Source organism: Paraburkholderia sp. EG304, assembly GCF_046543485.1.
Classification (GTDB): domain Bacteria; phylum Pseudomonadota; class Gammaproteobacteria; order Burkholderiales; family Burkholderiaceae; genus Paraburkholderia; species Paraburkholderia youngii.
In genome coordinates, this window is sequence record NZ_JBKGUA010000051.1 from 33,233 (window position 1) to 44,434 (window position 11,202).

The window sequence follows — 11,202 nt, forward strand, 5'->3', positions numbered from 1 at the left end:
CGCGTCTCCCAAAGTCTTGGCGAAATGGAAAATGACCGGGTGTGCGCGTTACCCATCCCCGGCTTGGCGTCACCCTCGATCGCTGCGGATGTGCCTAAAGTCGCTCTTGTGCTTGTTGCGCCGGTACTTTTCACCGGTGATGAAGTAAACCAACGACTGCACCTGATCACTGTCTTCCCGGTCAAAGAAGCCAAGACCAACCAAGAGATCCACCAATTTTTCCCGATCGCCGCCGAGTCCTGGTTCCTTAGCACCACTCCAACGGCAGGCGGCATATAGGAGTTTTCTGAGCTTGTGATTGATGAAATCCTGATCGAGGAATGTATCCGCCGGAACCTCTACGGCCTCTTCGGGAAGATCAATCTCCCCAAGGCCGCCGGATGAATAGTTGTAGCCGGGGTTGGCAAGCGTCGCCGCGAACTCATGCCGACCGTCGTTGAAAGGCTTGGGATTCTTCTTGTAGCCGGCATTCAACTCTCGAAATTCTGCCGCAAGCGATGGCGCATCGATCTCACTGCGCGCCCTCCCTCGATTTCGATAGGCTTTGCGGAGGATCTCGTATACCAATGACGACGAATCTTTCAGCCCATAGGGGTCATCCGGCGCATCTCCACAGGCTGGCACAAGCACATCCTTAGCAGTCGGCGTGCTTTCCAAGGCGTCACTAAGTGCGGGCGCCTCAACGAAAACATCCTTGAAACTGACCCCGTGAAGAATGTACGAATACTGGCTTCTGATGCGATTCAACGTCTTCACGACCACAGGAGCACCCGAGCTGGCATCAAACTCGGTTGGCACCTTGTCGGCGATGGCCCGCTCGGTGGGCAAGAGGAAACCCAGCAAACCCTTTCGATACTTGAAATCGATTGAAGGAATGCCATCGTGCGTCAACGCGGATTCCAGACCTCCCGCACTGAATTGGTGCAATGCGACGGGGGGATACTCGAGAACGTCACGCAACTGCGATGTATCGAGCTGCAAATACCGTATCTGGGCCTGATTGCCATCAGCCCGCACGGGACCTTGGGTTGACTTCTGGGGCCACAGAAGCTGGTACCCAGGAGGAAAGGGGTCAATGGAGAGAAGGCTGACCCGAAATCCCTTCGGGACCTTGACGTAGAACCTGTCGTATCCAGCCTCAAGGAGCCTGTGAACGAACTCAACAGGGTCGTTCCCGTCAAGCATGCTGGCTAAGGGCCGAACTCGAATGGCTGGCGATTCAGGCGTCATGCGGCGAGGCATCCTTCTTGGGGTTCTTTGCAGGTGGGTGAACAAAGTCGGCCCAGGCCTGCATCATCGGACGACGTTGCTCCAAGAGATCTGTGCGGTGGTAGGCGGCCTCGACCTTGTCCTTGACCGTATGCGCCAACGCCCGCTCTGCCAGGTCACGGGCATAGCCTTGCTCGCTGCACCAGTCGCGGAAGCTCGAGCGGAACCCGTGGGCGGTCGCAATACGCCCAGGCGTGTCGCTCGGTGCGTTCGCTCTCCGCAACAAGGCTGTGAGCGTCATGTCCGACATGACCGAACGAGCCTGCACAGAGGGAAAGACAAGTTCGTCGTGATGGCCTTCCTGGCGCCTGAGCAGCTTGACGGACTGTTCCGACAATGGCACTCGATGAGGCTGTTTGGCCTTCATGCGAGCAGCAGGAATCGTCCACAGCTTCGCGCGAAGGTTCACTTCCGCCCACGTCATCCCGCGCACCTCGCCGGAACGACTGGCATTCAGGATCAGGAACAGCAAAGCATTTCGCGTGACTTCGTACTCGCCAGCTCCTGCAAGTTCTGCTTTCACGAACGATGGAAGCTTCGCCCAGGGCATTGCTGGCTGATGCTCCTGCCGGACAGACTTTCCCGGCTGCAGCGGAAGCAGATGTGTTACGACATCGACCGGGTTGGCTTGGTTAAATCCGTGCGCCCAACCCCACGCCATTACCGCGTGTAGCCGTTGCTTCACGCGACTTGCCGTCTCTGCCTTGTCGAGCCAGATGGGGCGGAGGACATCCGCAACGTGCCGCGGTTGCAACTGGTCGATGGAAAGGGAGCCAATCCGTGGAAACGCGTACTCAGTCAGCGTATTAAGCCACTGCTGTGCGTGCTTGGGATTCTTCCACCCGGGCTTTAGTTCCGCGTGGAGTAGCTCCGCTGCTTCCTGAAAGGTCGGTGTCTTCGGCTTAGCGTGTTCAGCCGCCTTAACCTCCAACGGATCCTGCCCAGTCGCGATCTGCTCGCGCATTTCTCGCGCCAGTTTACCCACCAGAGCAATCCCAACTTCGGGGTAGGCACCCAAGCCGGCGTTGCGTCGCTTGCCCGTGGCAGGACTGACGTACCGCAGCACCCACTTACCCTGCCCCTTCTGTGAGGGCGACGGATGCAGCGTCAGGCCAGTTATGCCTCCGTGCGGGACAGCCTGACCGCCAGGGCTCAGGCTGCGAGCCTTTGCATCCGTGATCAATCCCATGTCCTTCCTCGGCCCCCCTGTTTCCGGTATGCCATCGAGTATGCCATTTGATGTTTGCTTCCTTTAGGTGTCGTTGGGGTCGATTGGTACGCAGCTGTAGCTAAGTTGCTGAACCTCGTGCTAAAATTTTCAAAGGTTGAGATCGGCTGGGCCCCGTTGGGCATCGCCCGAGCAGTCCCTCTCTCCGCCACACAAATAAAAAGGCCGCCCTCAGGGGCGGCCTTTTTATTTGTGCGACGGACAGCATGGGGGCCGAGAACCCCGACGGGTTCGACGGATTCGCCGGGAGCGAATCCGGACAGCCGAACGGCTGGCCCTGGAGCGCGTCAGCGCGGAAGGGCTGGGTGCATGGATGCACCCAGCAATCCCAGCAAAGCGGCCACCCTGCATCAGAAGCCCACCACCCCAACGCGGAGCATGCCAAAGTCGCCCCATGCCCACCCTACGCCCCTACACCGCAACAGACGCCCCCGCCTGCCTCGCACTGTTCGACACAAACGTGCCGCGTTACTTCGCCCTACACGAACGCCAGGACTTCGCCGCCTATCTGCTCCACCCCGAGCGCACCCACGATTACCTCGTGATCGACCACAACGGCGAGCTCGTCGCCTGCGGTGGCCTCGCCCTGGACAACGAACACACCGCCGCCTTCTGCTGGGGCATGGTCAACCGCAGCCGACATCGCCAAGGCCTGGGCACGCAGCTCTCCCACGCACGCCTGGCCCACGCAAGAACGCTTGGTGCCCAGCGGGTAACGCTCAGCACCAGCCAGCACACGCGGGATTTTTACGCCGGCCTTGGCTTCGTCGTCACCCACATCACTCCCGATGGGCATGGCCCCGGGCTGGATGCGGTGGAAATGGTGCTCGAACTGGCGCCGCACTGAGCGGCGCCAGCGATTCGATCGGGTCAGCCGTGCGTCAGCCACGCATGGCGTGGCTCTACCCGCCGAAGCCGCAGCTTTCGCCTCAACTGCTCGACAGCTTCATCAACACCAGCCCGCTCACGATCAACACCGCCGCGGCAATCCGCATCGCGCTGACCTGCTCGCCGAGGAAGGTAATGCCGATCACGAACGCGCCGACCGCACCGATGCCGGTCCAGATCGTGTACGCAGTGCCGAGCGGCAACGTGCGCATCGCCAGCGACAGCAGCCAGAAGCTGGCGATCATGGTGACGACGGTGATGATCGAGGGGGTGAGCCTGCTGAACCCCTCGGACTGCTTCATCGAGAACGCCCAGACGATTTCCAGCACACCGGCTGCCAACAGATAGATCCAGGCCATGCGGCCCTCCTTGATGGGGCCAGGCCGTCCTGGTCAGTGGTTCCCGAGTGGGGGAGGCCGTTCCTCCTGTGCAGCGCATTTTAGCAACCCGCCCGCACATTGGCCGTTCCGTGCCGCATCGGGCTACACAGGATTCAGCCTCGGCGTCTGGCACTGCGTGCCGCGCATGCGCTAGAATGCGCGACTGCACTGCCGGACCTGTTCCTGCGCTGCAGCTTCCGCCTGCGGTTGGCTGATCCTTGATCGCCCGGCAGCCGGAACGTCTCTATGGTGGCCCCGTCGGCCCCTCGCGACGCTAGGTCGAAAATCCCGCCAGGGCCGGAAGGCAGCAACGGTATCGATCGACGCGGGCGCCGAGGTCAGCCGGCGGGGCCGCCACCTTTTCGGCCCCCCTGTTTTCCTTCGCGATGCTGCCGCTCAAGGCGCCGCGGGCGTGCCCTGGTGGAACACCATCCGCCACGCCTCGCCATGCTGCCGCCACAGCGAACTGCGCAACACCTCGCGCTGGCGCTCGCCCTCGATCACATACCAGCTGCGGTAGCGCACCTGTGCCAAGGTCGGGGCCAGCAACACGACGTCGTAGTCGGTGGACACGATCTCGACCTGCGCGCGCTCGCGCGGCAACTCGGCCAACGCCGCCGCACGGTCGAAGCACGCACCCGAACTGCCGATCTCGCGGAAGTCGTCATCCAGCAGCGCCGCCAACCGCGCGACATCACCGCGGACCGCCGGCGCATGCAACGCGCGTTCGAGCGCCTGCAGATGGGCGGCCAGCGCGTCATCCATGCTCAGGGCGGATCCTGCGCCAGCACGTGCATGGCCGTCGGGGTGGCCAGCGCCACACGTTCACCGGGCAGCGCCACGCGATGCCCGCGCTGGCGCAATGCCTCGCCGTCGGCCTCGCTGGCGTAGTGATAGAGCATCATCCGCGCCTGCAGCTCGGCCGTGTACTCACGTTCCAGGTCGTCCACGCCGGTGTGCGACGGGTTGCCGTGCAGGCCGCAGTCGTGGGCGATCAGCTCGTTGTCGTCGGCATAGCGCGCCAGCACCTCCGGAATCGGACGGGTATCGCCGCTCCAGGTGACCGCGCCCTTCAGGCGCAGGCCATAGGCGGTTTCCGGCCAGTGATGGCGCACGGGGAACACCTCCAGGCGCACGCCGTCATGCCAGAACGCGTCGCCGACGACGATCAGCTGGAAGGCGTCCCAGAAATTCGCACCGCCCTCGGCGAGCACGTTCGGGTAATCGGCCACGCGCTTGTGCAGCAGCGGCACCACGCTCGCCGGCACGTACACGCGGATGCGCCCACGGCGCTGCGGCGAGAAATACGCATCCACGAACAGGCGCTCGAAACCGGCGACATGGTCCAGGTGCACATGGGTGACGAACACGGCCTGCGGCACCTGGCCGTAGTGCGCCTGGAAGGCGGTCAGCCCTTCCCCACCGCAGTCGATGGTGAGCCACGGGCGGCCATCGCGCTCGATCACCGCCATCGGCGAACCCAGCTGCACGGCCGACGCATTGCCGACCCCCATGAAACGCAATGCCCAGTCCATCAGTAACCCCGGTTCCAGGCCAGATCGTAGGCGCGGCGCAGCCGTGCGTAGTCCTTCTCGACGTCGTCATGGCTGCGCTCACCACGCAGTTTGATCAGCGAACGCAGCAGCCGCTTGAGATTGCGCTCGCGCCAGCGGGTGGCGGGGATGCGCAGCACGCCACGATCGAAATCGATCAGCCAGCCGTGGCCGTTGGCGTCGAACAGAATGTTGTGCGCGTTGAGGTCGGCATGATCCAGCCCGGCGCGGTGGAAGCGCGCGATCAGCCGGCCGGTCTCTTCCCAGGGGGCGCCGCGCCCGGCAACCAGCGCGCGGTCGGCCAGCGAGCGCACGCCCTCCAGCCGCTCCATCAGGATCGCCGCCTTGTAGCGCAGGCCTTCGCGCATGTAGAACGCGGCGATCGGTCGCGGCACCGGCAGCTTCTGCGCGTGCAGGGCACGCATCAGCCGGAATTCGGCAAAACTGCGGGTGCGGTTGGCGCCGCGCCAGAGGTAGTGGTCCCGGCTCAGCTTGGCCGCCAGGCCGCCGCGCAGGTACTGGCGCAGCACGGCGTGGCCGAAGGGGGCATCGACGAACCAGGCGCCGCCGCGGCCGCCATCGCCGACCGGCCGCGCCCGCTCGCCCCAGTGGGCCGGCGAGAACAGGCTCATCTCGGCTTGCCGCAGGGCTTCGCGGTCGAACAGAATGGCACCGATACCGCGTCCATCGCGGCAGGGCGTCAGCGCTTCAGTGGCGTCGAATGCGACCATTCCTTCGAGTCTAACAACACCATGGCACCAACGTCCTCTTCCTTGTGTCTTTTGCGTTTGTCCGCGCTGGGGGACGTGACCCATGTGGTGCCGCTGGTGCGCACGCTGCAGCGGGCCGATCCAGGGGTGTCGCTGCACTGGATCATCGACAAGGCCGGCCACAAGCTGCTCGACGGGCTGCCCGGCGTGACCTTCCACAGCTACGACAAAAAGACCGGCCTGGCTGGCATGCGGGCCCTGCGCGACAGCCTTCCCGCCGGGCGTTTCGATGCGCTGCTGCAGATGCAGGTCGCCTTCCGCGCCAACGTGCTCTCGGCCTTCGTTCCCGCCAAACGCCGCATCGGCTACGACAGATCGCGCTCCAAGGACCTTCACGGGCTTTTCATCAATGAGCGCATTCCCGACCGTCCCGGCATCCACGTGCTCGACGCGATCGGCAGCTTCTGCGAGCCGCTCGGCCTGAAACAGACCGAGGTCAGCTGGGACCTGGCCGTGCCGCCGGCGGCGTTCGAATGGGCCAACGCCCAGTGGGCCGACGACGGCCGCCCGGTACTGATGATCTCGCCCTGCTCCAGCCACGTGCGCCGCAACTGGTACGCCGACCGCTACGCGGCCGTGGCCAACCATGCCACCTCACGCGGCTGGCGCGTGGTGCTGTGCGGCGGGCGAAGCGACCTGGAACGTGGCATGGCCGATGCCATCCAGGCACAGCTCTCCACGCCGGCGCTGGATCTGGTCGGCAAGGACACGCTGAAGCAATTGCCGGCTCTGTTGGCACGCGCCGCGCTGGTGATGACGCCCGATTCGGGCCCGATGCATATCGCCAACGCGATGGGCACCAAGGTGCTCGGCCTGCATGCGGCCAGCAACCCGCACCGCAGCGGCCCCTATTCCGACCGCCGCTACTGCGTGGACCGCTACGACGATGCCGCGCGCAGATTCCTGGGCAAGCCGGCCAGCGAACTGAAGTGGGGCGCGAAGGTCGAGTTCGACGACGTGATGCAGCTGATCACGGTCGAGGACGGCATTGCGGCCTTCGAGCGCTATGTCGCCGATTACGCGCCGCGCGGCGCGTAATCCTTGTACGACTTCTCTTCCACGTAGAGCGAGCCCAGCGCCAGGTTGATGTCCTTCTTGATGCGGGCGCGCTCATCGTTCTGCTGGTAGACGCTGCGGGCCAGTTCGACGAAGTGGTCGTCGAAGGCCTGCGCCTTGTCCTGCAGGCGGATGTTGTCTTCGATGTCCCACAGGCGCTCGTTGACGGCCTTGAGCTCGGCTCGCAGGCGCGCGATGTCCTTGACCCCGGCCGGGTGCGCCATCCAGGTCTTTTCCAGCGCGCTCAGCTCGGTGCGGATGTTGGCCAGCTTGGCCTCGTCGCTGATGCGCTCGGACTTGATCTGCAGGATCGAGATCTTGTCGAGCAGCTCACCGAAGGACACGGGGACGAGGATTTCAGCGGTCATGGTGGGGATCCGTTACGTGAGGTGGGCAGTTTAGCGGAGCGCATGTTGGAGGGGTGTGGGGCGTGGCTCTACCGTGATGGCGTCGCGTGGCTTGCGGGGTGGCCGCTTCGTTACCAGGATTGCTGGGTGCATCCATGCACCCAGCCCTTCCGCGCTGCGCGCTCCAGGGCCGCGCCACCTGGAGTTGGATACGCCGATGGGATGAACGCGTCGCCACGCGCCCGGGTATGTCGGTGATGACGCGTGGGGCTCCGGAAGCGGGGTGGCCGCTTCATTGGGATTGCTGGGTGCATCCATGCACCCAGCCCTTCCGCGCTGCGCGCTCCAGGGCCAGACGTTCGTCTGTCCGGATTCGTTCCAGACGAATCCGTCGAACCCCCGTCGGGGGTTCTCATCTGCCCATCAGGCAGATAAAAAGAAAAGGGCTGCCCGATGGGCAGCCCTTTTCTTTTTATCTGGCGGAGAGGGGGGGATTCGAACCCCCGAGGCGCTATAAACGCCTGCCTGATTTCGAGTCAGGTACATTCAACCGCTCTGCCACCTCTCCAGATGGTCCCGGCGAACCGGGACGCGAATGATACGGGTAGGACGCGCTGGCGACAAGTCATTGCGGGCAAAGAAGTGAATTTCTTCTGTATGGATGCCTTGCCGGATGTCCGGCGGGCCGCGATCATGCCGTTATCCCTCGCAATCCTCACCGGCCCGCGCCTTCCCATGATCGAATTCGGACACCTGACCCACCCCGGCCTGCGCCGTGACCTCAATGAGGATACGTATTACGGCGATGGCGAACTGGCGCTGTGGCTGGTCGCCGATGGCATGGGCGGGCACGCCTGTGGTGAGGTGGCGAGTGCGCTGGCGCGCGAGACCATCGTGCGCGAGATCCGCCGCGGCGCGACGCTGGCGCATGCGATCCGGATCGCCGATGAGGATATCATCCGCACCTCGCGCCGCCGCAACGACAGCCTGCCCATGGGGACCACCGTGGTGGCGGCCCGGGTGCAGGGCAATCGCTATGAGGTGGCGTGGGTCGGTGACAGCCGCGCCTATCTGTGGCGCGACGGCACGCTGGCCCAGCTCAGCCAGGATCACAGCGTGGTCCAGGAACTGGTCGCACAGGGCAACCTGACCGCCGAGCAGGCCCGCGCGCATCCGCACCGCAATGTGGTGACCCAGGCGCTGGGCGTGACCGACCCGGCGCACCTGAATGTGGCGACCACCACCGGTGAGCTGCGCCCGGGCATGCAGCTGCTGCTGTGCAGTGACGGGCTGACCGAGGAGGTGGAGGACAAGGGCATCGCCCGTACCCTCGCCTTCGACGATGCCAGTGCACAGGAATGCGTGGATACCCTGGTCGCCGCCGCGCTGGATGGCGGCGGCTCGGACAACATCACCGTGATCCTGGTGCGGTGCCACTGATACAACCGTCCCGACCAACGGTCGGGACCTACCGCCGGGGTTGTTGCGTCAGGCGCTGACCGCTTCCACTGCTTCCGCTTCACCATCCCAGATCGCGCGGCCTGCCTTCTTGCGCAGCTTGGCCAGGCGCGCTTCGTGCGCTTCCAGCTCCGAGGCCGTGGCGACCACGCGCGGGCGTGGCAGCAGGCGCGAGGCGTCGAAGGTCTGCGCGTGGGCGCTGCCGGGCGTGTGGTCGTCGGCCGAGCCGAAGCCGATTTCTTCCTGGCCCGAGGTCAGCGCGATGTACACATCGCCCAGGATCTGGGCATCGAGCAGGCCGCCGTGCAGCTGGCGGTGCGCGTTGTCCACGCCCAGGCGCCGACACAGCGCGTCCAGCGAGTTGCGCTGGCCGGGGAAGCGCTCGCGCGCCATCTTCAGCGTATCGATCACCGTGCAGCGGTCGGTGATCTTGCCGTAGTGGTCGCCGAGCAGCGACAGCTCGTTGTCCAGGAAGCCCAGATCGAACGCCGCGTTGTGGATGATCAGCTCGGCGCCGTCGATGTAGGCGAGGAAGTCATCGACGACCTCGGCGAAGTCCGGCTTGTCGGCCAGGAATTCCAGGGTCAGGCCGGTGACTTCCTGCGCGCCCTGTTCGAACTCGCAGTCCGGCTTGAGGTACTGGTGGTAATTGTTGCCACTGGGGCGGCGCTCGAGCAGTTCCACACAGCCGATTTCGACGATGCGGTTGCCCTTCCGCCATTCCAGGCCGGTGGTTTCGGTATCAAGGATGATCTGACGCATGCGCTCAGTGTACCGGGCCGGCGGCGCGGATCCGGATCGCGGCGTCGCGCGCCAGCTGGTCCACGCGCTCGTTGTCCGGGTCGCCGGAGTGGCCCTTCACCCAGCGCCAGTCGATGGTGTGCTTCAGCGTGGCCGCGTGCAGGCGCTCCCACAGCTCCCGGTTCTTGACCGGCGAGCCGCCGGCGGTCTTCCAGTTCTTGCGGATCCAGCCGGGCATCCACTCGGTCAGGCCCTGGCGCACGTACTGCGAATCGGTGAACAGCACGATGTTGCACGGCTCGGTGAGCGCTTCCAGCCCCGAGATGGCCGCCATCAGTTCCATGCGGTTGTTGGTGGTATGCGCTTCACCACCACTCAGCTCGCGCTCGTGCGCGTTGTAGCGCAGCAACGCCGCCCAGCCGCCGGGGCCGGGATTGCCGAGGCAGGAACCGTCGGTGTGGATTTCTATCGTCTTCATTCCATTCCAGATCAGGTGGCCACGGTCCCGTGCCAGCGTGGCACGGCCACCGGCGTCGGTCCCGGCAGGGCCAGAGTGCGTTTTTCAGCGGTGAACAGGCAGGCGGCCCGCAGCGGGGCCAGGTCGCGCCGGGCCGGCGAGCGGTCGCGCCACATCGGGCCGAGGTACTGCAGGTCCTCGCAGCTCAGGCCGGCCTGCGTGAGGGTGTGGCGCAGCCGCTGCGGGCTGCGCACCACCAGCCCGCGATGGCGCCACTGGCGACGGTACGGGCTGAACGGGTTGAGGGTGGACAGCCACAGGCGGCCGCCCGGCATCAGCACGCGGGCGCAGTCGGCGATCAGCTGCTCGGCATCGCGCGCGGTGACGTGCTGCAGGACGATCGCGTTGACGCTCTCGTCCGGCAGCGGCAACGGCAGGCCGCAGTGCACGTCCCCGGCGTAGGCCGCCCCGTCCCGGAACAGGCGCAGGCCGCGGCCGGGCAGGTCGACACGCTCCAGCCAACCTGGCGTCGGTACCACCCACAGCCAAGGGTTCACCGGGCGCTCGGCGAGGAGGCTGCGCAACTGCTCGGATTCCAGACGGCACAAGGCGTGTGCCGGTTCAGTATCAAACCAGGATGCGACTGTCGCTTGACGGGGGCTCGGCGCGAGGGGCATGGTCCAATTCTATGCGACTGACCGCCCTACCCGCGTTTGCGGACAACTACATCTGGGCGCTGGTCGCCGATGACGGCCGCGCCGTCGTCATCGACCCCGGCCAGGCCACCCCCGTCCTGGCCGCCGCAGCGCAGCAGGGATGGGTTCCCCACAGCATTCTGTTGACCCACCACCACGACGACCACATCGGCGGCGTGGCCGAGCTGCAGGCCCGTTTTCCCGCGGTGGAGGTGTACGCACCGGTGGAACCGCGCATCGCGGTCCCTGCCCACCGGGTGGCTGAAGGTGAATGCGTTCAGGCATTGGGGCTGGGGTTCCACGTAGTATCCGTGCCCGGGCACACCCGGAGCCACATCGCGTTTCACACCGCTGAACACC

Annotated in this window: 14 protein-coding genes, 1 tRNA gene and 1 other RNA gene; 5 read left to right on the top strand and 11 right to left on the bottom strand. The window is 65.2% G+C overall.

What is annotated here, in order from left to right; genetic code table 11:
• Positions 1–69: 69 nt before the first annotated feature.
• Together ACLFKU_RS35250 and ACLFKU_RS35255 are read right to left on the bottom strand one after the other, a co-directional pair.
• On the bottom strand, positions 70–1,230 hold the full coding sequence (locus tag ACLFKU_RS35250) for a hypothetical protein (RefSeq protein WP_410852229.1): 1,161 nt from the start codon (positions 1,228–1,230) through the stop codon (positions 70–72).
• On the bottom strand, positions 1,220–2,458 hold the full coding sequence (locus tag ACLFKU_RS35255) for a tyrosine-type recombinase/integrase (protein WP_410852230.1): 1,239 nt from the start codon (positions 2,456–2,458) through the stop codon (positions 1,220–1,222). The genes ACLFKU_RS35250 and ACLFKU_RS35255 overlap by 11 nt, the downstream gene beginning before the upstream one ends.
• Positions 2,459–2,891: 433 nt before the next feature.
• Here ACLFKU_RS35255 and ACLFKU_RS35260 point away from each other — a divergent pair, with 433 nt between their 5' ends.
• Positions 2,892–3,344, top strand: a complete 453-nt coding sequence (locus ACLFKU_RS35260) for a GNAT family N-acetyltransferase (RefSeq protein ID WP_410852231.1) — start codon at positions 2,892–2,894, stop codon at positions 3,342–3,344.
• Positions 3,345–3,426: 82 nt separating this feature from the next.
• Here ACLFKU_RS35260 and sugE read toward each other — a convergent pair whose 3' ends face one another.
• Positions 3,427–3,744, bottom strand: a complete 318-nt coding sequence (gene sugE, locus ACLFKU_RS35265) for a quaternary ammonium compound efflux SMR transporter SugE (protein WP_410852232.1) — start codon at positions 3,742–3,744, stop codon at positions 3,427–3,429.
• Positions 3,745–4,020: 276 nt separating this feature from the next.
• On the opposite strand from sugE, the gene ffs reads away from it, so the two are divergent.
• Positions 4,021–4,117, top strand: an RNA gene (gene ffs / locus ACLFKU_RS35270) — signal recognition particle sRNA small type.
• Between the two features lie 44 nt (positions 4,118–4,161).
• Here ffs and ACLFKU_RS35275 read toward each other — a convergent pair.
• Genes ACLFKU_RS35275 through ACLFKU_RS35285 form a run of 3 tightly spaced genes read right to left on the bottom strand, consistent with a single transcriptional unit; the run spans position 4,162 to position 6,049 of the window.
• Positions 4,162–4,530, bottom strand: a complete 369-nt coding sequence (locus tag ACLFKU_RS35275) for a DUF4440 domain-containing protein (RefSeq protein ID WP_410852233.1) — start codon at positions 4,528–4,530, stop codon at positions 4,162–4,164.
• A 2-nt stretch (positions 4,531–4,532) separates the two neighbouring features.
• The gene (locus ACLFKU_RS35280; protein WP_410852234.1) at positions 4,533–5,300 is read right to left on the bottom strand and encodes an MBL fold metallo-hydrolase; all 768 of its coding nucleotides are present in this window, start codon (positions 5,298–5,300) and stop codon (positions 4,533–4,535) included.
• A complete protein-coding gene (locus ACLFKU_RS35285) occupies positions 5,300–6,049 on the bottom strand; it encodes a 3-deoxy-D-manno-octulosonic acid kinase (protein ID WP_410852235.1) in 750 nt (249 codons plus the stop codon). Before ACLFKU_RS35285 ends, ACLFKU_RS35280 begins: the two co-directional genes overlap by 1 nt.
• A 75-nt stretch (positions 6,050–6,124) precedes the next feature.
• Here ACLFKU_RS35285 and ACLFKU_RS35290 point away from each other — a divergent pair, with 75 nt between their 5' ends.
• Entirely contained in the window at positions 6,125–7,126 is a 1,002-nt protein-coding gene (locus tag ACLFKU_RS35290; RefSeq protein WP_410852236.1) for a glycosyltransferase family 9 protein, read from the top strand.
• Here ACLFKU_RS35290 and ACLFKU_RS35295 read toward each other — a convergent pair.
• Together ACLFKU_RS35295 and ACLFKU_RS35300 are read right to left on the bottom strand one after the other, a co-directional pair.
• On the bottom strand, positions 7,105–7,512 hold the full coding sequence (locus ACLFKU_RS35295) for a DUF6165 family protein (RefSeq protein ID WP_019185792.1): 408 nt from the start codon (positions 7,510–7,512) through the stop codon (positions 7,105–7,107). The two genes, ACLFKU_RS35290 and ACLFKU_RS35295, sit on opposite strands and share 22 nt — an antisense overlap.
• 456 nt (positions 7,513–7,968) lie before the next feature.
• Positions 7,969–8,059: transfer RNA gene (locus tag ACLFKU_RS35300), tRNA-Ser, on the bottom strand.
• 89 nt (positions 8,060–8,148) lie between these two features.
• Here ACLFKU_RS35300 and ACLFKU_RS35305 point away from each other — a divergent pair.
• Positions 8,149–8,931 carry a PP2C family protein-serine/threonine phosphatase gene (locus tag ACLFKU_RS35305; protein WP_410852237.1) on the top strand — a complete coding sequence of 261 codons (783 nt, stop codon included), beginning with the start codon at positions 8,149–8,151 and terminating at the stop codon, positions 8,929–8,931.
• Positions 8,932–8,979: 48 nt separating this feature from the next.
• Here the strand turns inward: ACLFKU_RS35305 and dnaQ are convergent, their stop codons facing one another.
• The 3 genes from dnaQ to ACLFKU_RS35320 are packed head-to-tail and all read right to left on the bottom strand — an operon-like array spanning position 8,980 to position 10,755.
• Positions 8,980–9,711: a DNA polymerase III subunit epsilon gene (gene dnaQ, locus ACLFKU_RS35310; RefSeq protein WP_410852238.1), complete on the bottom strand. Its 732-nt coding sequence runs from the start codon at positions 9,709–9,711 to the stop codon at positions 8,980–8,982.
• A 4-nt stretch (positions 9,712–9,715) separates the two neighbouring features.
• Positions 9,716–10,168 carry a ribonuclease HI gene (gene rnhA / locus ACLFKU_RS35315; RefSeq protein WP_121042991.1) on the bottom strand — a complete coding sequence of 151 codons (453 nt, stop codon included), beginning with the start codon at positions 10,166–10,168 and terminating at the stop codon, positions 9,716–9,718.
• Positions 10,169–10,179: 11 nt separating this feature from the next.
• Entirely contained in the window at positions 10,180–10,755 is a 576-nt protein-coding gene (locus ACLFKU_RS35320) for a methyltransferase domain-containing protein (RefSeq protein WP_410852239.1), read from the bottom strand.
• Between the two features lie 80 nt (positions 10,756–10,835).
• Here ACLFKU_RS35320 and ACLFKU_RS35325 point away from each other — a divergent pair.
• The coding region (locus ACLFKU_RS35325; RefSeq protein WP_410852240.1) for an MBL fold metallo-hydrolase at positions 10,836–11,202 on the top strand (367 nt) is incomplete at its 3' end.